This is a genomic window from Flavihumibacter solisilvae (assembly GCF_000814475.1).
GTDB classification, from domain to species: domain Bacteria; phylum Bacteroidota; class Bacteroidia; order Chitinophagales; family Chitinophagaceae; genus Flavihumibacter; species Flavihumibacter solisilvae.
Window position 1 is genome coordinate 159228 of the sequence record NZ_JSVC01000015.1, and the last position, 20952, is coordinate 180179.

The 20952-nt window shown below is 46.5% G+C and carries 13 protein-coding genes; 9 read left to right on the forward strand and 4 right to left on the reverse strand.

Annotation, left to right across the window (positions count from 1 at the left end; all coding sequences use genetic code 11):
- Window positions 1-26 precede the first annotated feature (26 nt).
- The 8 genes from OI18_RS13485 to OI18_RS13520 all read left to right on the forward strand — a co-directional run bounded on the left by OI18_RS13485 (window position 27) and on the right by OI18_RS13520 (window position 10564).
- The gene (locus OI18_RS13485; RefSeq protein WP_039140556.1) at window positions 27-2132 is read left to right on the forward strand and encodes an LTA synthase family protein; all 2106 of its coding nucleotides are present in this window, start codon (window positions 27-29) and stop codon (window positions 2130-2132) included.
- Between the two features lie 42 nt (window positions 2133-2174).
- On the forward strand, window positions 2175-3158 hold the full coding sequence (locus tag OI18_RS13490; protein WP_205410045.1) for a GDP-mannose 4,6-dehydratase: 984 nt from the start codon (window positions 2175-2177) through the stop codon (window positions 3156-3158).
- Window positions 3159-3179: 21 nt separating this feature from the next.
- Window positions 3180-4796, forward strand: a complete 1617-nt coding sequence (locus OI18_RS13495) for an ArnT family glycosyltransferase (RefSeq protein ID WP_039140559.1) — start codon at window positions 3180-3182, stop codon at window positions 4794-4796.
- Window positions 4762-5706, forward strand: coding sequence for a glycosyltransferase family 2 protein (locus OI18_RS13500; protein ID WP_039140921.1), 945 nt, complete (start codon window positions 4762-4764; stop codon window positions 5704-5706). The genes OI18_RS13495 and OI18_RS13500 overlap by 35 nt, the downstream gene beginning before the upstream one ends.
- Entirely contained in the window at window positions 5703-6581 is an 879-nt protein-coding gene (locus tag OI18_RS13505; protein WP_052273205.1) for a lysylphosphatidylglycerol synthase transmembrane domain-containing protein, read from the forward strand. The genes OI18_RS13500 and OI18_RS13505 overlap by 4 nt, the downstream gene beginning before the upstream one ends.
- Window positions 6582-6654: 73 nt before the next feature.
- Window positions 6655-7008, forward strand: coding sequence for a carboxypeptidase-like regulatory domain-containing protein (locus OI18_RS13510; RefSeq protein WP_039140561.1), 354 nt, complete (start codon window positions 6655-6657; stop codon window positions 7006-7008).
- Window positions 7009-7264: 256 nt separating this feature from the next.
- Window positions 7265-9811, forward strand: coding sequence for a TonB-dependent receptor (locus OI18_RS13515; protein WP_039140925.1), 2547 nt, complete (start codon window positions 7265-7267; stop codon window positions 9809-9811).
- A 102-nt stretch (window positions 9812-9913) separates the two neighbouring features.
- Window positions 9914-10564, forward strand: coding sequence for a carbonic anhydrase (locus OI18_RS13520; protein WP_039140564.1), 651 nt, complete (start codon window positions 9914-9916; stop codon window positions 10562-10564).
- A 15-nt stretch (window positions 10565-10579) separates the two neighbouring features.
- Here OI18_RS13520 and OI18_RS13525 read toward each other — a convergent pair whose 3' ends face one another.
- Window positions 10580-12220: an MGH1-like glycoside hydrolase domain-containing protein gene (locus tag OI18_RS13525; RefSeq protein ID WP_039140565.1), complete on the reverse strand. Its 1641-nt coding sequence runs from the start codon at window positions 12218-12220 to the stop codon at window positions 10580-10582.
- A 144-nt stretch (window positions 12221-12364) separates the two neighbouring features.
- Here OI18_RS13525 and OI18_RS13530 point away from each other — a divergent pair, with 144 nt between their 5' ends.
- Window positions 12365-15868 (forward strand): VCBS repeat-containing protein, encoded by a 3504-nt coding sequence (locus OI18_RS13530; protein ID WP_160290234.1) that lies wholly within the window; start codon window positions 12365-12367, stop codon window positions 15866-15868.
- Here the strand turns inward: OI18_RS13530 and OI18_RS13535 are convergent.
- From OI18_RS13535 to OI18_RS13545, 3 genes are all read right to left on the reverse strand, one after another.
- Window positions 15857-16279, reverse strand: a complete 423-nt coding sequence (locus tag OI18_RS13535) for a hypothetical protein (RefSeq protein ID WP_039140567.1) — start codon at window positions 16277-16279, stop codon at window positions 15857-15859. The two genes, OI18_RS13530 and OI18_RS13535, sit on opposite strands and share 12 nt — an antisense overlap.
- Window positions 16280-16367: 88 nt before the next feature.
- A complete protein-coding gene (locus tag OI18_RS13540) occupies window positions 16368-17816 on the reverse strand; it encodes a RagB/SusD family nutrient uptake outer membrane protein (protein WP_039140569.1) in 1449 nt (482 codons plus the stop codon).
- A 16-nt stretch (window positions 17817-17832) separates the two neighbouring features.
- The gene (locus OI18_RS13545; protein WP_082037970.1) at window positions 17833-20892 is read right to left on the reverse strand and encodes a SusC/RagA family TonB-linked outer membrane protein; all 3060 of its coding nucleotides are present in this window, start codon (window positions 20890-20892) and stop codon (window positions 17833-17835) included.
- Between the last annotated feature and the right edge of the window lie 60 nt (window positions 20893-20952).

Below are 20952 nucleotides of genomic sequence, written 5' to 3' on the forward strand. Positions count from 1 at the left end.
GATCACATGTCACCTTGGTGTCAACTATGAAAACAACCAAGGCCCTGATAAGATATTTTTCCCCGGCCCTGATCACCCTCCTGCTGGTTACCTCTATGTCCACCATCACGCGGCTGCTTCTGTTTTTTCGGTCAGCCGCGGTGGTGGATTTAAGTTTTGGACAGGTTACGGGTGCGTTCCTGATCGGTTTTTTTTACGACCTGCTGGTGGCAGGTTTTTTTACATTACCTGTGGTGTTGCACTTATGGTGGCTGAATGAAAAATCATATAGTGACCGATGGAAATGGGTGATGCCCGTTGCCTACCTGGTTGTTATTTTCATCCTGGTATTCACCAGCCTGGTTCCAAAGGAGTTCAACAAGGATCTCAGGCTGGTTGTAATCGGGTATTTCTGTTGCAGGCTGTTGATTTTCCTGTTGCTTTCCGCGGCAGGTGACAGTTTTCGCCAGGCGTGGCGGAAATATGTACTGGTGATCGATGTCTTCCTGCTGTGTTTTATTATCACCTTTAATGCGTTGGGTGAGTGGTTTTTCTGGGACGAATTCTCTACCCGTTACAATTTCATAGCTGTTGATTATCTCGTATATACGAATGAGGTGATTGGCAACATCCGCCAGTCTTATCCCGTCGGCTGGCTGATTGCGGCCCTTTTAGCGCTGTCTCTCCTGGTTACTTTTTTGCTTCGGAATCAATTGTTCAACGCAGTCCGGGAAACGCTTTCGTTCCGGTACCGCTCAGCAGTTGCATTGACGTTCATAGTGGTAATTGGTGCTGGTTATGGCATGGCAGATCCCGAGTGGAGAAAGTTCAGCAAAAACGAATATGCAAATGAGCTTGCAGGAAATGGTATCTATGAATTTGGGAATGCCTTCTGGAATAATGAGCTGGATTATTTCAGGTTCTATCGTACCATGCCGGATAAGGAAGCCTTTTCCTTATTAAGAAAGGAACTGGGAACGTCAAGTTCAAAATTTATTAGTAACGATGTTTTTGATATCGAAAGGGAGGTGAATTACGGAAGGCCGGAAAAGAAAATGAATGTTGTGCTGATCAGCGTGGAAAGCTTGAGCGCCGGTTATCTGAATGCGTTTGGCGGCAAGTATAATATTACACCCAAACTGGATTCACTTGCCAGGCAAAGCATGTTCTTCACCAACCTTTATGCATCCGGAACGCGCACCGTGCGGGGTCTTGAAGCGCTTTCACTTTCTATTCCACCAACTCCGGGCCAGAGTATTGTGAAACGGCCTGGTAACGAGCATCTTTTCTCCCTTGGATCCGTTTTTAAAAGCAAAGGATATATTACCCAGTATATCTATGGGGGTGACAGTTACTTCGATAATATGGACTACTTCTTCAGCAATAACTCCTATGATGTTATAGACAGGGATAAAATTCCCGCTAACAAGATCCATTATGCCAATATATGGGGAGTAGCGGATGAAGACCTGTTTACTCATACATTAAGTGTACTGGACAGCAATTACCAGGCTGGCAAACCATTCTTTTCACATATTATGACGGTATCCAACCACCGGCCATTTACCTACCCGGATGGACGGATCGACATCCCGTCTGCAAGTCAGTCCCGCGAAGGTGGGGTAAAATATACCGACTACTGTATCGGGAAATTCCTGTCAGATGCGGAAAGAAAACCCTGGTTCAGGAATACCATTTTTGTCATTGTCGCTGATCATTGCGCCGGAAGTGCAGGTAGTGTGGAGCTGCCGGTAACAGGATATCACATTCCCATGCTGATTTATTCACCTGGTAATATTCAACCCCGCGAAATCAGCACAGTTAGTGCACAGATTGATATAGCGCCTACTATACTGGGAATGTTGAACTTTCGCTATAAAAGCAAGTTTTTTGGTCGCGATATTTTCGACATCAGTCCGGGCAGCGAGAGGGCATTTATAAGCACATACCAGGGGCTGGGATTTATTAGATCTGACAGGGTTGTCATTCAGTCTCCTATGAAAAAGATCCAGGCTTATGTTCCTGATTTTGTAACGGGTAAGTCGACACCTGTTGCGGTAAATGATACACTCGTAAAACAGGCGATTGCCTGGTACCAGTGTGCAAGCTGGCTGATCCGGAATAAAAAATATAATAGCCCTTCGGTACAGTAGGTGTTCAGTATTTCTTCAGATTCAGATGATAATTTTCTGTAAATGGAGACGATGAACGGGAAAAGGATATTAGTAACAGGTGGAGCTGGTTTCATCGGAAGTCATGTGGTCGATGCCTTACTCTGGCGTGAAAACGAAGTGTATTGCATTGATAACTTTGACGGCTATTATGATCCTTTGGTAAAAATGGAGAACCTGCGATCGGCATTGTCCAATCCGGATTTTCACCTGGTGAGAATGGATCTCGCAAATACCTCTGCAGCTAACCTGTTAAAGTTATTTCGATTAATAAATTTTGACGCTGTCATTCACCTCGCTGCCAAAGCAGGTGTACGAGCCAGTATTGAAGATGCGCAGGCCTACTATGAGGTTAATGTTAAGGGAACGCTCTCCCTGCTTGAGTTCGCACGACAGAAATTCATACAGCATTTCATCTTTTGCTCGTCGAGCAGCGTTTATGGTAACAATCCAAACCTGCCATGGCGGGAGAGCGACCTTTTGCATCAGCCTATCAGTCCATATGGCGCCACTAAACTGGCTGCCGAGGAACTCGGCCAGGTATATTCGGGATTGTATGGATTAACATTTATAGCATTAAGACTTTTTACTGTTTACGGGCCGAGACAACGCCCCGACCTTGCCATTCATCGTTTTTTTGAACAAATGAAAGACGGAAAGCCGATCACGTTATTTGGTGATGGTAATTCGAAGCGTGATTATACTTATGTGGCTGATATTGTCAACGGAATTCTTGCTGCGCTTTCATATACCCGGGAACAATTTGACATTTTCAACCTGGGTAATAACCGTCAGGTTAAACTAGGAGACCTGGTCCGCCTGCTGGAGGAAAATATGTCTACCCGTGCAATTATAAACTGGCAAAATGACCAGGCCGGGGACGTGAACCAGACTTTTGCCGACATTTCAAAAGCACAGCAATTGCTTGATTATCGTCCGACAACAACCATTGATGAAGGGGTAAGGAAATTTGTTCGATGGAAAGAACTGCAGGCTGCTTTAGTGTAATGAAAAAGAAATCTCAGCAAGATGCAGCAGGTAAAAATATTGCCGGTATTAGTTCTGCTCACTGCCGTTTTGCTGTTTGTGAGGCTCGGTACCGTTAGTGTTTTCCAGGTCGCTGAAGCCCGCAACAGCCGGTGTGCTGTTGAAATGTTTGAATCAGGTGATTATGTCGTTCCTCATTTCAATGGCCAGGTACGGGTTGATAAACCACCGCTGCATTATTATTTTATGATTGCAGCATACAAGGTGGCGGGAGTCAGTGAAGGGACCTCTCGGTTCTTTTCTGCGGTTTGCGGAATGCTGGTATTTTTTGCTGTCTGGCTGGCAGTGAAAAAGAACCTTGGAGTCAATGCTGCAGTGGTCACCTGGCTGGTTTTGCTTTCATCATTGCATGTAATCTTCCAGTTCAGGCTCGCGACACCTGATCCATACCTGATTTTCTGCCATGTGGTTTCGCTGTATTGTTTTTATGAGGGATTGATGTCTGGACGAAAAGGGTTTGTTTTACTAACGTATGTGCTTTGGGGAGCAGCTATCGTTGCGAAAGGACCAGTTGGGTTGGTATTGCCGGCAACAACTGTTTTTTTGTTCCTCCTGTTTACCGGGCGCTTACGCATCCAGGTTATAAGATCAATGTTGCCCGTTTGGGGATCGCTGATTGTTTTACTTATCGCATTACCCTGGTACCTGATGGTTCACCGCGAAACTGGTGGCGAATGGACCTCCGGTTTTTTTGTTACGCACAATATAGGTCGTTTTAACAGGCCGATTGATGGTCATGGCGGTGGTTTTTATTTGCCAATTGTCTTCCTCCTGGCTGGTCTTTTTCCTTTTGCACTGTTATTGCCCAGGACATTGGTTACCGGATGGAAAGCCATTAGGCACAATGACTGGCTCTTTTTTAACCTGCTTGCAGCTGCTGTTGTCATTACCTGTTATTCGATTGCTTCGACGAGACTTGTCAATTATATTGCTCCGGCATACCCGTTTACTGCCGTATTGATCGCCAATTTCCTTGTCAGCCAGCATGAAACACAACAGCGAAAGTTATTCGCGGAATGGATCATCCTTTTAATTGTGGCAGTTGCGATTCCTGTCGGGGTACTTCTATGGATGAAGGGCCAGCCCGAATTGCAGTCCATTTCTTCATACCCATGGATGCTGGGCGTGTTGCCGGTTGCCGGGGCCGGAGGGTTCATTTTGAACATGAAGGCACGTGGTAAAGAAGCGCTTTCTTTTGTTGCAGTCGGTTCAGTAATGACCACGTTGCTTTTCCTGGTTGTTTTGTATCCTGCTATTGATTCCTGCGGATCGGTGAGCCGCCTTCGTGAACTGGCAAGATCAACCCCGAAATTAGCAGCCTATCGTTCACTGAATGACGCGTTCGTGTTTTATCATGGCGGCACTATACCGGTTTTCTCTTCTGCCCGGGAGATTTCAGTTTATATGAAGAGTAACCCGGATGCTTTGGTTATAGAACGGGCCCGCGTCTCCGGGCTTCCTGACAGCCTTTCCAGTTTAACCGCCATCGCCACAGTAAAAGACCTGTTCAGTAGCCAGTCGACTATTTTTTATAAACACGAAGTAGTCAATAAAAACAATGACCATGAAGCTTTCCCTGGTAATAGCGTTGTACAATGAGGCAGGTAATATCCTGCCATTGCTACATAATATTGTTGAAGCTCTTGACTCCGTTTCATATGAGCTCATACTTGTGGATGATGGGTCAACGGATGGCTCCGCCGACATCATACAACGACACCTGCTGCCCTGTATAAAACTTGTCAGGCTCCGGAAGAATTATGGTCAGTCAGCTGCCATGGCTGCCGGTATAGAGGCAGCTGCCGGAGAATTCATTGTTACCATGGATGCAGATCTGCAAAATGATCCGGCAGATATTCCGATGATGCTTGAAGTATTATTGCGCGGCAAGTGGGATGTGGTGGCAGGGATCCGGAAACACAGGAAAGACGGACTGCTTCTCCGGAAAATCCCCAGCAACATCGCCAATCGCCTCATCAGGAATTCTACTGGTATATTACTTCACGATTATGGGTGCACGCTAAAAATCTTCCGGCGTGAATTTGCAAGGAATCTTGGATTATATGGACACTTGCACCGGTTCATACCTGTGCTGGCAGCCGTACAGGGAGCAAGAATGACAGAAGTGGAAGTTCGGCACCATCCCCGCGTAAGTGGTCAGTCTAAATATGGAATGGGCAGGTCGGTGCTGGTTATAAGTGATCTTATTTTCATCCTGTTCCTGCAGAAATATTTCCAACGGCCGATGCATATTTTTGGTCCCATTGGCCTGATGATGTTTTTAACCGGATCTGTAATGAGCCTTTACCTGCTGATGCTGAAAATCGGCGGGGAACGGATAGGGCAACGGCCTTTGCTGGTCATAAGTGTGATGCTTATCCTGGCAGGGTTGCAATTTGTTTTTTTTGGTATAATCACCGAAATCCTGATGCGTACCTACTACGAGTCGCAACACAAGAGATCTTACCATGTTCGCGAGGTTGTGACGTATAATGCCGTACTCACATGAACTACTGGCTTAAATATATTTTCCGGTTGGTCGTATCAGCGATCGCAGTTTACATCGTTTCGCGGAAGATCGATCTGCGGGTAGTTGCTGATCTCGCCGGGAATGTTTCACTGCCGATGCTTTTCGTTTCAATTCTTGTGTACAATTGCTCACAGGTTATCAGTTCACAAAGACTGTCAGGCTTCCTGAAAGTTGTTGATCCCACCATAAGTGAATTATGGAACCTCAGGTTGTATTACCGGGGAATGTTCTATAACCTGTTTCTTCCCGGAAGTGTTACTGGCGATGCTTATAAGGTCGTTGTGCTGAAACGGAGATCAGGGGGCTCCTATAATTTATACATCACAGCCATTCTGCTTGACCGTCTTACCGGCCTTATGTTGATCTTCGTAATTATAGGGTTGCTTTTTTTGTTTACTACTGCCGGGAAGCATGTCCCGGTTTATTTGAATTACATCTCAGTTGCCTGCCTTTTCCTCCCCATATTGTTATGGTTCGTGGTAAGCAGGTATCTTAACAGGTTTCGGGTACCACTATTTCCTGCCTGCCTGTTGTCGCTGGCAGTCCAGTTTCTTCAGCTTGCTTCACTTGGGTGTATCCTTCACGCGCTCGGAGTTGAACCAGGGCAATACCTTACTTATGCATTAATGTTTTATGTAAGCTCACTTGTGTCTGCCATTCCATTTACTATGGGTGGACTAGGTGCGCGGGAACTGGTATTCATGACTGGATCCGCCTGGTTCGGCTTGCAACAGCCTGTTGCCGTGTCAGCAGCATTTTTATTTTTCCTGGTTGTTGCTTTGAGTTCGCTTGTAGGGGCGTGGTTACCTGTTGAAAATAAGAATATGAATGTTGATCCGGCCATGCAGGCATAGGCAGAAATGACTGAAATATTTTGAAGTGATACGGATAATGCTGTATGTTTGTCTACATAAACAGTAGACTAATATGGGAAATCCTGCAATTCAAAGGGGAACCTGGCGAGCAATCACTGCTTCTCTGTTGCTGCTGTTCCTGTATACCTCAGGGGTTAAGGGAAAGGATTTAAAGGAAGGAATAAAAAGTGAAAAAGTTAAGGGAGTCGTCGTAACCAGAGAGGGGAAACTTCCCGTCAAAAGCGCTTTGGTCTATATTGTCAAAGGGGAAGAGGAGACATTAACAAATGGAAAAGGGGAATTTATCCTTAATACCTGGAATCGAACACCTTTTGAATTAAATGTTGAGAATGAGGGCTTTAAACCAGTTCGTGTGATAGTAAACAGCACTTCTGAAACCATAAACGTCTTCCTGGAAGCAAAATAAGTGCGCTGGTAATGTGCGTTCCACATTGCCTCGCTCTGCAGCAAAGCAATCGTTGAGGGCCGGTATGTCTATACCGGCTTTTTTATTAATAATACCGTCACCCAACTAAAAAATAAATGTCTATAGGTTTTGTAGACTTAACAATTGTTGTATATATTTGACCCCAAGAAGTCTATTAATAGAATAGACTATGTATAATAAGTCTACAAAAATCATGGACATACACCAACCACAAACCAAACTGAATGCATTGATTATGAAAAGATTATTAACCCTGCTTTTCCTTTTAGTGATCGCGCATTTTTCTTATGCCCAGCAGGCAGTGGAAGGATGGGTGAAAGATAGCACCGGTGCTGCAGTAGCAAGTGCGACCATTTCAGTTAAAGGAACAACAAGCTATGCTATCTCTGATGCCAATGGACATTTCAGCATCGTTTCAAAGAGAACTCCGCCATTTACCCTGCTCGTAAGCTCGGTAGGCTTTAAAGCCTATGAACTGGCGGTGAATTCACTGGCTGATAAGCTGGCTGTAGTGCTGTTACCGGGTAGCGATCTGACAGAAGTGGTGATCACTTCGCGCCGCCGGATGGAAAGTGCCCAGAATGTACCTATCCCGATTTCAGTTGTTGGCGGTGGACAGGTTGAGGCGACAGGTTCGTTTAACGTTAACCGGCTGAAAGAACTTGTTCCCACTGTGCAGCTATATTCCTCAAATCCAAGGAACACAACGCTGAATATTCGCGGACTCGGATCCACATTCGGTCTTACCAACGACGGCATTGACCCTGGTGTTGGTTTCTATGTGGATGGTGTGTATTATGCCCGTCCCGCCGCTACTACATTAGATTTTATCGATGTTGACCAGATTGAAGTTTTGCGTGGACCGCAGGGTACGCTTTTCGGAAAGAACACCACTGCCGGGGCATTTAACATTACCACCCGCAAAGCAAGCTTTACGCCGGGTGCAAATTTTGAAGTCAGCTACGGAAACTTCGGTTATATCCAGGCAAAGGCATCTGTGACAGGTCCTATAAGTAAGAAATTTGCGGGCAGGCTTTCATTTTCGGGTACGCAGCGCGACGGCGTTATTAAAAATATTTCAACCGGGAAATACATCAATGATATCAACAACCTGGGTTTGCGCGGGCAACTGCTTTATTCCCCAAGTGATAAGGTTCAGCTGACACTTTCCGGTGATGCGTCGAGGCAGCGTCCTGACGGTTATGCGCAGGTGCTGGCAGGGGTGGTTCAGACACAGCGGGCTCCTTACCGGCAGTTTGACCAGATCATTGCAGACCTTAACTACCAGGTGCCCAGCAGGAATGCTTTTGATCGGATAATTGATCACAATACACCCTGGCGTTCGGGAAATGACCTTGGTGGTGTCGCCCTGAATGCAGATATTAAAATAGGATCCGGTACCCTTACTTCCACCACTGCATGGCGTTATTGGAACTGGGATCCCTCCAACGACCGTGACTTCACCGCGCTGCCTGTGCTTAGCTTGTCGCAGGCAACTTCCAAACACAAGCAGTGGACACAGGAAGTCCGCTATGCAGGTAACTTTTCTAACAAACTAAGCGGTGTGATCGGCGTATTCATCATAGGGCAGGACCTTAAAACAGATCCGGTTCATATCGAAGAATCCGGATCAGCACAATGGCGCTTCTCGCAAAGTACTACCAGCGAAAAATGGAAAACGCCCGGACTTCTTGACGGCTACGGAATTAAAACTACCTCGCGGTTAAAGACATTTGGTGCGGCTGTTTTTGGACAGATCGACTGGGCAATCACCGAAAAACTCCATGTATTACCGGGACTCCGTTTCAACTTCGACCAGAAAAAAGTTGACTACGACAGGCGGACATATGGCGGCTTGCAAACCGATGATCCGGACCTGATTGCCATCAAGAACTCTGTTTATTCCAACCAGGCGTTTACTGCTGATGTTGATGAAAATAAACTCTCCGGTCAGTTTACAGTTGCGTACAAATGGGCTGACAACATAAACAGCTTTGCTACCTTTTCAACAAGTTACAAGCCTGCCGGTGTGAACCTGGGTGGATTGCCAACTTCAAATGGGCAGCCGATGCTTGAACTTGCGCAGATCAAGCCCGAATATGTCACACACTTCGAACTTGGTATAAAGACGAAGCCGACTAATCGTTCCATTTTGAATGTTGTTTTCCATCATACCGATGTTAAGGATTACCAGACCCAGGTACAGACAGCTGAGGTCGGAGTGAACAGGGGCTTCCTGGCAAATGCGGAAAAAGTACGGGTACTTGGTGTTGAAACAGATGCCAACATAACTCTTGGCAAGCATTTATCCCTATATGGCGCGGTTGCATTTACTGAAGGTATTTATGTCTCCTTCAAAAATGCCCCTGTGCCTCTCGAAGAAACCGGTTCACAAAAATCCTTTAAGGATCTTTCCGGTGATCAGCTTCCCGGTATTTCCAAATGGGCGGGTTCATTGGGCGGTGAATTATCATCAAACCAACTCAGGCTGATAGGCCAGAATGGAAAACTCTTCTTTGGATTGGACTCATATGCCAGGTCTTCTTTTTCTTCAAGTCCGTCACCTTCCAAATATCTTAATATCCCTGGGTATGCAACATTTAACTCACGATTGGGCTTCCGGGCCACTGACGGGTTATCGCTCTTTGTCTGGGGTCGCAATATCTTTAATAAAGACTACTACGAACAACTATTACCGGCAGCGGGTAATGCCGGCCACTATGCCGCAGTATTGGGCGACCAGCGGACATATGGCATCACCGTACGCTATTCTCTTCAATAACTCCTGCCGAAAATCTCTCGTTGCTTATTACAGTATAGAACGCCCTGGTAGTCTTACCGGGGCTATTTTTTTACGTTTAGATTTTACTTTTTACTTTCGGAAATGGTTACATACGAACAGATCTTCCGGAATAACCTGGACTGGGTTGAACGCCACAAAGAAAAAGACAAGGATTTTTTCGAAAAACTCGCTTCTGATCAGCAGCCCGGCTATTTATACATTGGTTGCAGCGACAGCCGCGTAACTGCCGAAGAGATGATGGGAGCAAGCCCTGGCGAAGTTTTCGTACATCGTAACATTGCAAACCTTGTCAACAGCATTGACCTGAACGTGATGTCTGTGATTAATTATGCTGTCCGGCACCTGAACGTAAAACACATCATTGTCTGCGGTCACTATAACTGTGGTGGCGTGAAAGCTGCCATGGAACCCAAAGACCTGGGAATCCTAAATCCATGGCTCAGGAATATACGCGATGTATATCGTATGCATAAGGACGAACTCGACGCCCTTCCGGAAGGTAAGGAAAGATATGACCGCCTTGTAGAACTGAATGTACAGGAGCAGGCAATTAACGTGATCAAAACCGCAGCGGTCCAGTTATCCTACAGCGAAAATAAATTTCCGGTTGTTCATGGCTGGGTGTTCGACATCCATAGTGGGATGTTGAAAGACCTTCAGCTCGACTTTGAAAAAATCCTGAAAGATATCCAGGGCATTTACAACCTTACCGGCAAGGATCTTTTTATGTAGAAAATTCATTCCTGATCAGACCTTGTTAGTCCCAGGTTTGATGTCAATTGTTTCAGCGCCCCCCGGCCAGGTCAGTTTCAACTTCAGGGGAATAGTTGATTCGATCCGGATTTGTGGTCTCTGCTTCGGATTGGTTCGCGCGGCACAGTGGAAAGTGAGTAACCCGTCTTTCCCAAGGGGGTACCTTTCTATCCCATGCTCGTCAGTAAGCCGCACATCCCAATTGATCTGCTGTTGCTGAAGGTTGGACGTAATTCCGAATATGCATTCAAACATTATGGAAATCGGTACAAGGCCGGTCCACCCGATAAATTCAGGCCTTGCCAGGAAGCCGGGGCTGGTAGTTTCCGGTGCGTAATATTCAAAGAAGGTACCGGTGTCCTTAAACACCTGGCCTACCTGCTGGTGATGTTTTATGGCAAGATCAAATGCCTGCGCATGAAAGTTTTTATTCCTCAATCCCGATATCACCATATAGTTGGTGGGTGCCCAGACGCCTCCCTGCCAGTAGCGGCCGTCTGCCTGGTATTTCTCATGATCGGCAGGTATTGATGGAATCGGGTGTTTTCGTGCAAAGGTTTTAGGGTCATTTAGGTGAGCCACAAATCGTTTGAGTTCCTCCGGCTCCAGAACATCTGTCCATAGTGCCCAGTAGGCCCCAATGCTTTTTAAGGTACCAAGACTGCCATCGGCATAACGGTCATACAGGAACGCGGTTTTCGGGTCCCATAACTTTTCCCGGATGTATTTTTTCAGGAATTTGGTTTCCTCTTCGATATCTTCTATTTCCTGCCAGCGTTCCGTATAAAAGCCGAAATCTATCAGGATCTTCCCGATATACAATTGCTGAAGGCAGGTGTCGAGCCAGGTCATATGCCCGTTCGAATAGATCGGGTTATATTTCTTCTGCACCCTCGGTTGGTTATCCATACCGGTGCCCCATCCGCTCGACCAATAGGAACCATCCTGCCAGGTCCTGTTCAGGCCCAGCCATTGGTAGTAGGCGCAGAGTACGGGGAAGATTTTATGAATACGGTTCAGGTCACCGAATTGCCTGTAATATTCCAGTTCACTCCACGGGATCAGGTTTGGGCCCGTACTCGTAGGATCATACCGGTGGAAGCAATCGCCTCCTGTTTCTCCCCAGATCTCACGGCAAATAAATCCATCAGGATGTTGCTTTGCATAAAAGTTGTTTAATGTCTGCTGGAAAGGATATGCCCTTGAACCATACCTGGCGAACATGGTAATAAATGTGGAATCCCACATAAAAATATTCCCATTGTATGCAGTGTCGATATAGGAGCAAATAAAACCTGAATCTTTTGCGGGTGCCTTGATATTTTTGAATGCGATCTCCCAGGCTTTCCAGTACATTTCGATAGCAAGGTCGTTTCCTTTCCAGGTGGGCAATGGCAACAGTTCCTTCGCCTGGGAAAACGGTGGTGCCGCTATAACGCTCGTATCTGCGCCACGAAATTCATTCTCAGTTACGAAGATGTTTTTTATGTAGGTATTCTTGTATTCGGACTGAATGTCTGCATCGGGTAATTTTTCTGCGGGCGACTTTGTGCCAGCTTTAAGTGCAGCATTTGGTACAGCGGCAGATGCTGCGATGAGTGCAGTATTTCTCAAAAACTTTCGACGCGAATCCATGAGTCTGAATATTTAAAGTAAACTAAGATATTATGGGCGTATTCTGCAATGTGGTGGAAAAACGTAAATTAATCCTCAAATTACGTCCGGCAAAACCTGCACGTTGATTATTGCGTTAAATTGATGCGTTATAACCAGAATACAATGCGCAGCTTCGTTTTGACCGCTTTCTTGTTTGCCTGCGTGGCAGCCATTCCAGGTTGCAGCGACAATGGAAAAAATAAACCGCTTTTTGAACAGCTTCCTTCGGGCAGAACGGGAATAGATTTCTCCAATGAAATAAGAGAAGACGAAAAACTTAACATCCTCACATTCGAATACTTTTATAACGGCGCCGGTGTTGGTATCGGTGATTTTAACAACGATAGCCTGCCTGATGTTTTTTTCAGTTCAAATATGGGTAAAAGCAGGCTTTACCTGAATGAAGGCGATTTCAGGTTCAGGGATATTACGGAAGCAAGCGGAATTAATACGGAGGGGAAATGGGCAACCGGTGTTTCTGTTGTTGATATCAACCAGGATGGCTTCAGTGATATTTACCTTTCTTTTGCCGGTCCTCACGAAGCTGGAAAGCGTGCGAATGCTTTTTATATAAATAACCGGGATAACTCATTCACCGATAGGGCTGCAGCTTACGGCCTTGCCGATACCGGGCATAGTGTGCAGGCTGTGTTCTTCGACTATGACCGCGATTCCGATCTTGACATGTACCTGCTTACCAACATCACCGACGAAACAGGTCCCAATATCATCCGCCCGAAACGGAACAATGGCGAAATGGCCAATACCGACAGGCTTTACAGGAATAATGGTAATGAAACTTTTACCAATGTTTCGAGAGATGCAGGCATTACGCATGAAGGTTATGGTCTCGGTGTTGCAGTGTGTGATTTCAATACTGACGGATGGCCGGATCTTTTTGTTTCCAATGACTATGTTTCCAATGACCTCCTGTACATCAATAATTGCGATGGCACATTTTCCGAAAGATCTTCAGCTGCGTTCAGGCATACGAGTTATTCGGCAATGGGTAATGATGTTGCTGATATGAACAACGACGGGAAACCGGATATAATTGAAGTGGATATGCTTCCACCTGACAATTTCAGGTCAAAGCTGATGCTGGGTGCGACCAACCACGACCGCTATCGTTCCGAGATCCAATACGGCTACGCTCCGCAGTTTATGCGAAATACACTGCAACTTAACCAGGGTGCCGGACCGGGCCAGTTGCCAGCATTCAGTGAGATTTCCATGTTGTCGGGCGTAGCGGCCACTGACTGGAGCTGGAGTCCGCTGTTCGCTGATTTTGACAATGACGGTTGGAAGGATCTGATGATCACTAACGGTTATCCCCGCGACATTACCAACCGGGATTTTATCAGTTACAGGGCACAGAATTTCATGCAGGAAAATAGCGCGGAGAGCCAGCAGGAAAAATGGTTCGCAGCTCTTCAGCAACTTGACGGAGCCTTATTGCACAGCTTCCTTTTTCAGAATAAGAAAGACCTGACTTATAAAGACGTGTCAGCAGAATGGGGGTTTAATACAAGTGCCTATTCCAGCGGTGCAGCATATGCAGACCTTGACCGTGATGGCGACCTGGACCTTATTATAGTTAATACCGGCAAACCGGCCGGCATTTACAGGAATAATGCAGAGACTTTAATTAAGAATCATTTTCTCGGTATTAACCTGGCTGGACCTGCCGGGAATATCGAAGGTTACGGAGCCAGGATCAAAGTATTTGCTGATAGTCTTTCCATTTACCAGGAGCAGTATCCCGTGAGGGGATATCAATCCACCGTTGAATCAACAATTCACCTGGGCCTGGGCAAAAATAAAACCGCAGACTCAGTTATAGTTTTGTGGCCGGATGGAAAAATGTCAAGACTGCTTAATGTGCTGGCGAACCAGGTAATCAGCGTTAAATATTCAGATGCTGTTTTACCTGAACCGAAGCCTGTAATGATTGCAACTCCGTTATTTGAAAACGCAAACCAAAAGTATGGGATCCAATTCCGGCATGCAGAGTCACCCTATACCGATTTCAATATACAGCCTCTCCTGCCGCACAAATTTTCCCAAAGCGGTCCCGGAATCACTGTGGGCGATATGAACGGTGATGGGTTGGATGATTTTTTTGTTGGCGGCGCCTATCACCAGTCGGGGCAATTGTTTTTCCAGCAGGCTAATGGAAAGTTTCTTCCGCGTAAACTCGATAGCGATCGGAAACAGGAGGAAGATCTCGGCGTTTTGTTATTTGATGCGGACAAAGACCGGGACCTGGATCTGTATATCGTTAGCGGAGGAAACGAGTTTGAAGCTGGTTCCAGGTATTACCAGGACAGGTTGTATAAAAACAACGGCAAGGGCACATTCACCCGCGACTCACTTGCTTTGCCAAAGGAAACATCCAGCGGGTCATGCGTTGTGGCTACGGATTTTGACCTTGATGGCGATCTTGATCTTTTTGTCGGCGGAAAGATCATCCCGCAGCATTACCCGGATGGTGGCGTGAGCAGGCTGCTGGAAAACAACGGCGGCCGGTTTACAGATGTTACGGATGCAAAAGCACCGGGGCTAAAAAACATCGGTATGGTTAATGCCGCGATCTGGTCCGATGTCAATAATGACCAGCGGCCCGATCTTGTTTTGGCAGGGGAGTGGATGCCCATTACTGTTTTCATCAATGAACATACTCGCTTTACAAATGCTACAACTTCGTTTGGTCTTGATCATACGGTAGGATGGTGGAACAGCATCCAGGCAGGTGATTTTAACCAGGACGGCAAAACTGATTTTATTGCCGGAAACCTTGGCAGCAACAGCCGCTATACTACCAATGATAAACACCCCTTAAGTATCTACATTAATGACTTTGGAAATATTGGTAACCGCAACCCGATTATTACCGTTAACGACAGCGGCGTTGGTTATCCCATACATCCAAGGGATGACCTGATGATGCAACTGCCAGGCTTAAGGAAGAAGTTTCCTCTTTATGCGGATTATGCAAAAGCCAGGATCACTGACCTTTTTACTGCTGATCAATTGCAAAAGGCAAAATCAATACGGGCGAATACTTTCCAGACTGTTCAACTGGTTAATAATGGCGACAAGCCATGGACCATTCACCCTTTATGCGTTGAAGCGCAGTTTGCGCCCATCTTCGGAATCCTGGTGAACGATTTTGATACTGATGGTTTTGATGATGTGCTGCTTACCGGTAATTTTTATGGGGCTGAAGTAATAAACGGGCAATACGATGCATTCAAGGGCCTTTTTCTGAAAGGAAAACCTGGCGGTGGTTTTACAGTCGCTGCGAATGATTTCCGGATGGAAGGTGATGGTAAAGGTCTTGCAGAAATCCTGGTGAAGAACAGGTCACTGGTACTGGCTGCCACAAATAATGACACACTTAGTGTTTTCGAGCAAAAGCCGGTGCAGTCCAAAAGAACAGAAAAACTGCATAATGATGATGCCTGGGCAATTTTACATTTCCAAAATGGAAAGACCGCCAGGAAAGAGTTCTATTATGGGTCTGGTTACCTCTCCTCATCTGGCAGGTATCTTCATATTCCGGCAAATGTAAAGGCAGTTGAAGTGTACAACTCAAAGGGTGTAAAAAGAAGCTTAGTGTTGTGATGCAGTTGAATCGATCCGCGTAAAGTAACGGATTTCATAACGCACCTGGTTTTTTCCACTGAATAGCGGTTGTTTGTTTTTCTTAAGGGCCATTCTTTGCTGATCGATATGGAGTATAATGAATTCTCCTGATGGTCCCCCGGTTGTTTCAGAGATGGATAAAATGGAGTCGTTGCATGCGTACCTGTATTCCAATTGTTCACCCATTCCCTTTCTCAATACAGTCTTGTTCTTCCTGTATTCGTAAACTTCTTTGGGATACGGATTTTTATTAGTGAAGCCGAAGCCGTTGTAGTTGTCGTAGATGGAATCCATTTGCCAGCTGCCAACTATTTTGACTTCTGCCGGCTGGTCACAGGCTCCCAGTGCAAGCAATGCAAAGAGAGCGGATGATAATATTAATCCCTTCATCAAAATTCAGAATTTGTATAAAAAATGATCCCGGCAACCTTACATGGTTAAAGTAGTAAAGTTACCGGGATCACATTTATTTAGATGATTATCTGAAATCGGGGTTTTGCTCCAGTACCCCATTGCTCAGGTCGATCTGGCGCTGTGGGATCGGGAACAAATAGTTTTTAGGACGCTGGAAATTCCTTGCTGGTTTCCATTGGCCACGTGCCTTCGCGTAATGCGCTTTCAGGTCAATGATTCCGGCGCGGTCCCAACGCATCAGGTCCTGGTGGCGTTCATTTTCTCCCGCCAGTTCAACCCTTCTCTCATGGATCAACTGGGTCATGGTAGCATTTGAAATATCTGCCAGGCCATTACGGCTTCTGACTGCATTTATCTCTGCATCCCCGTTTGCGCCGGACCTGATCTTAGCTTCCGCAACAAGCAGGTATACATCTGATGCACGCAGCATAATAATGTTCATGTTGTTGTCCAATCCTCCATCTGGTCTCCAGTTAACATATTTCCTGAAGAAGTATCCTGTGTTGGTTAATCCTGGTGGAACGGGCTGTAGTCCACCGTTAGACTCTCCTGCATCGATCATGTCACCCACTTTCGCCAGGGTGTAAGTCAGTCGTTCGTCATCTGCTTCAAATTCGTCAGCGAGGTCCTTGATTGGTTCGTTAAAACCCCAGCCACCCCAGGGACGTGGTGCCGAGTAAATCGAGGTTACGTTTTCCGTCCAGCCGTCTGTACACTGGATGGAGAACAGGACTTCCGGGTTGTTCTTTGTTTCAGGCGCAAAATTGTCTCCGAAACTTGCGGCCAAAGGATATGGACCTGTGATGACTTTGTTCCCTGTTTCGATTGCTTTTGGCCAGTTCTCCTGGTAAACATAAAACTTGGTAAGGTAGCCCCAGGCTGAACCTTTCGTTGCCCTGCCGAGATCGGCCTCATCGTATTGCAGTTCCAGTGATTCTGCCGCCGCGGTCAGGTCGGCTTCGATTAGTGCTTTAATTTCGTCAGCCGTAGCTTTAGGGACATTGTAATTATTGGCCAGCACGTTTTCCTCGGTGATCAGGGGAACCTGGCCGTAAATGCGGTAGAAATGCCAGTAGATGAAACCACGCATGAAGTGCGCTTCGCCAAGTATTCTTCTTTTCAAGCCCTCATCCATCTGGATCTTCGGTACATTAATGAGGATGGCGTTGGCACGGGAAACCACTTCATATTTTCTCGCCCAGCTGTCATTTAACTGTGGGTTGCTTGGTTCGTACGTAAATTCTTCTATTGCCTGGTCTTCGGGGTGGTCACCGGCGCGCCACTGGTCGTCGGAACAAATGTCCCAGGTCTGTTCGGTATGGGCGAACATATATTCGTCGCCGAGAAAAGAATACAGCGCATTGGATGCGGCTATCGCATCATCGGCATTGCGCCAGAAATCTTCGGAAGTGGATTGTCCATATGGCGGAGAGTCCAGGATGTTCTTTTTGCAACCGGACATGGAGGCTATTGTGAGGAGAACAAGTCCACTTTTTATAATGATATTTTTCATGTTGCTTCTTTAATCGTTAAAATGTGATATTGGCGCCAAAGATCCAGGTACGTGATTGTGGGTACTGTGCATAGTCCACGTTGATCTGCTTGTTGCCGTCAATGTAACCCAGTTCAGGATCGAGGCCTGAGTAATCGGTAATCGTAAATACGTTCTGGCCGGTCACATAAAACCTCAGGCGGCTTATTCCGATGTTCTTTGTCAGCCTCTCACTCAACGTATAACCAATTACCAGGTTTTTAAGCCTGAAGAAATCACCTTTTTCCACGAACATGTCAGAAGTGCGGTAGTTGCGGTTATTCCTCTTGGTTGTCATCCGCGGAATGGAGTTGCTGGTGTTTGGACCTGACCAGCGATTCACTGTCTCCTCATACATGTTGAATGAATAGGTTGGATCAAGGCCCTGCATCCTGTCGGCATTGTAAATTTCCAACCCGGCATTTCCAAGGAAGAACAGGGAGAGATCAAATCCTTTGTAACCGAAGTCCGCATTGAGGCCGTACACTACTGAAGGGTGTGGGCTTCCCAGTTTCACCCGGTCTTTATCATCGATCAGTCCATCTCCGTTGGTATCAATAAAACGGACGTCACCTGGTTCAATCAGCCCGTCCAGTCTCCTTGAATCGTTGGCAATATTGGGATCTTTGGCGATGTCTTCTGCTGTCTGGTACAACCCGTTGGTTCTCCAGCCCCAGAAAATGCTCATGGGCTCACCCTCGTATGTGCGGGAGATTTCTTCATTGGGGCGACCGTATGTTTGTGAACCAATGAAATTACCTTCATACAACTTGATCACTTTGTTCTTGATGAAAGAAGCATTTCCACTGATATTATAAGTGAATTCTCCTTTGTTGTTGCGGTATGCCAGGTCTATCTCAAGACCGCTGTTCTTCAGTATTCCGACATTCTGGTCGGGAATGGCTAAGGTTCCGACTGTTCCGATAGTTGGTGGTGACAGCAGCATGTCCTCTGTCCTCTTATCGAAATAGTTTAATGAAACACTAAAGCTGTTATTGAAGAGTTCTGCATTCAAACCGATATTAGTCATCTCTGCAGTTTCCCATGAGATGTTCGGGTTAGGAAGGCGGGTTTGGGCAGCTGCTACTACCGTATTGTTGTTGAAAGAATACCTTCCACCGCTGCCTATGAGTGCCAGGTATTGCAGTCCTGTCACATTCTGGTTACCCAGCTGGCCCCAGCCTCCTGTAAGTTTCAGGTCATTGATGAATCCGACATTGAAGAATTTCTCTTCGGAGATCCTCCAGCCGGCTGAGAACGCCGGGAAGTAACCCCATTTGTTGCCCTCTGCAAATTTGGACGAACCATCTGCCCTGAAGGTCGCAGTAAACAGGTAACGCCTGTCAAAGTCGTAGTTGATCCTTCCGAATGCAGATTGCAGTGCGTCATAATAGCGGTTGCCGGCAATGCTGTTGAGTGACTGGCCAGCATCAAAATAGCGTTGTTTCGGATCTTCATTCAGGAAGTCGCGCTTGCTGGCAGAGAACAAGTCGCCGTCGAAGGTCTGGGCGGTATAACCTCCGACAACATCCAGCTTATGTTTGCCGGCGAATATGTTGCTGTATGTCAGGAAATATTCGCCAAGCAGTGAGTATGATTCGCTGAAGCTTTTGCTAAGTGAGTTGTTGTTTGTTGTACGGGTCTGATCGGTAACAATTATGCTGAAATTGCGTCCTGTATAATGGTTCCCGTCGAGCCCCAGGTTCACTTTGAACTTCAGGCCTTTTGCTATCTGGTACTCTGCATTGAGGTTACCCAGAAGGCGAGTGTTAACGTTTGATGCATCGTTTGCATGCGCAGTAAAGATGGGGTTGTTGATGTCTCCATATTCGTTGGAAGCTTTTGATGTTCCCCATGAACCGTCTTCATATTTTACTGGTATGAAGGGCATGAAGCGAATAGCGCTCCAGATCAGGCCGTCCTGTGCTGAGGTGGTGTTCAGGGCATTGTCATCAGAACGTGTCAATTGAAGGCTCTGGCCAATCTTCAGTCTTTTTCCCACCCGGTGGTCGGAGTTAAGGCGAAGACTATACCGTTTGAAATAGGAATTGGTGATTATTCCTTTCTCATCGTAATATCCCCCGGATAGCATAAATGACGATTTGGCTGAACCACCGCTGAGTGAAACATCCACGTTGTAAACTTTCCCGGTTTCGAACAGTTCATCCTGCCAGTTCGTGCGTTGAGTTGAATTGGATGGATCATCCCATACCGGGTTCATGTCGATTCCATCATTGGTATACCGCTCTCTTTTTAACTCTACCAGTGTAGGGGCATCCAGCATGTCTATCGTTTTGCGGGCGTCTGAAAAGCCGCCATATGCATTGATGGAAATCTTATTTGGCTGCTCGAATCCGCCCCGTTTTGTCGTAACGATCACAACGCCGTTTGCTGCCCGTGTTCCATATATGGCCGAAGCCGAGGCATCCTTCAGCACTTCCACGGAAGCAATGTCGTTTGGGTTTACAGAGTTCAGGTTCCCCGCCGGTACACCGTCAATTACAATCAGCGGATCAGCATTGTTAATGGTGCCCGTACCACGGATCCTGATAGATCCGGAGTTTCCGGGGCTTCCTCCATTCCTGACCACATTCACACCTGCAGTTCTTCCCTGCAATGCCTGTGTGGCACCGGATACGGGCAGGTTTTGAAACTCGTCTCCTTTAATGGATGCGACAGCTCCTGTGACATCGCGTTTTGCCTGGGTACCATACCCGACAACCACAACTTCTGTGAGTCGCGTTGAGCCCGTGGCAAGGGTTACATCAATTGTTGATCTTCCATTAATCAGGACTTCCGATGCGGCATAGCCCGTACTGGAAAATACCAGCACAGAATCGCCAGGCGATACAGGGACATTATAGACCCCGTCGGTATTGGAAACCGTGCCTCGTGTCGTGCCTTTAATGGTCACATTCACATGGGGAATCGCGCGTCCCGCGCTGTCTGTGATTTTGCCGGTGACGGCAGATTGTGCATACGAAACTGTAGCAGTGGCAATGGTTATGATAAGGGCTAATGCAGACCTTATCAGGTGAGTAAATTTCATAATTCTCATATTAGTCAGTTAATCTGGTGGGGGCACATAGTATGGCAAACTACCTGCCTAAAGGTAGAG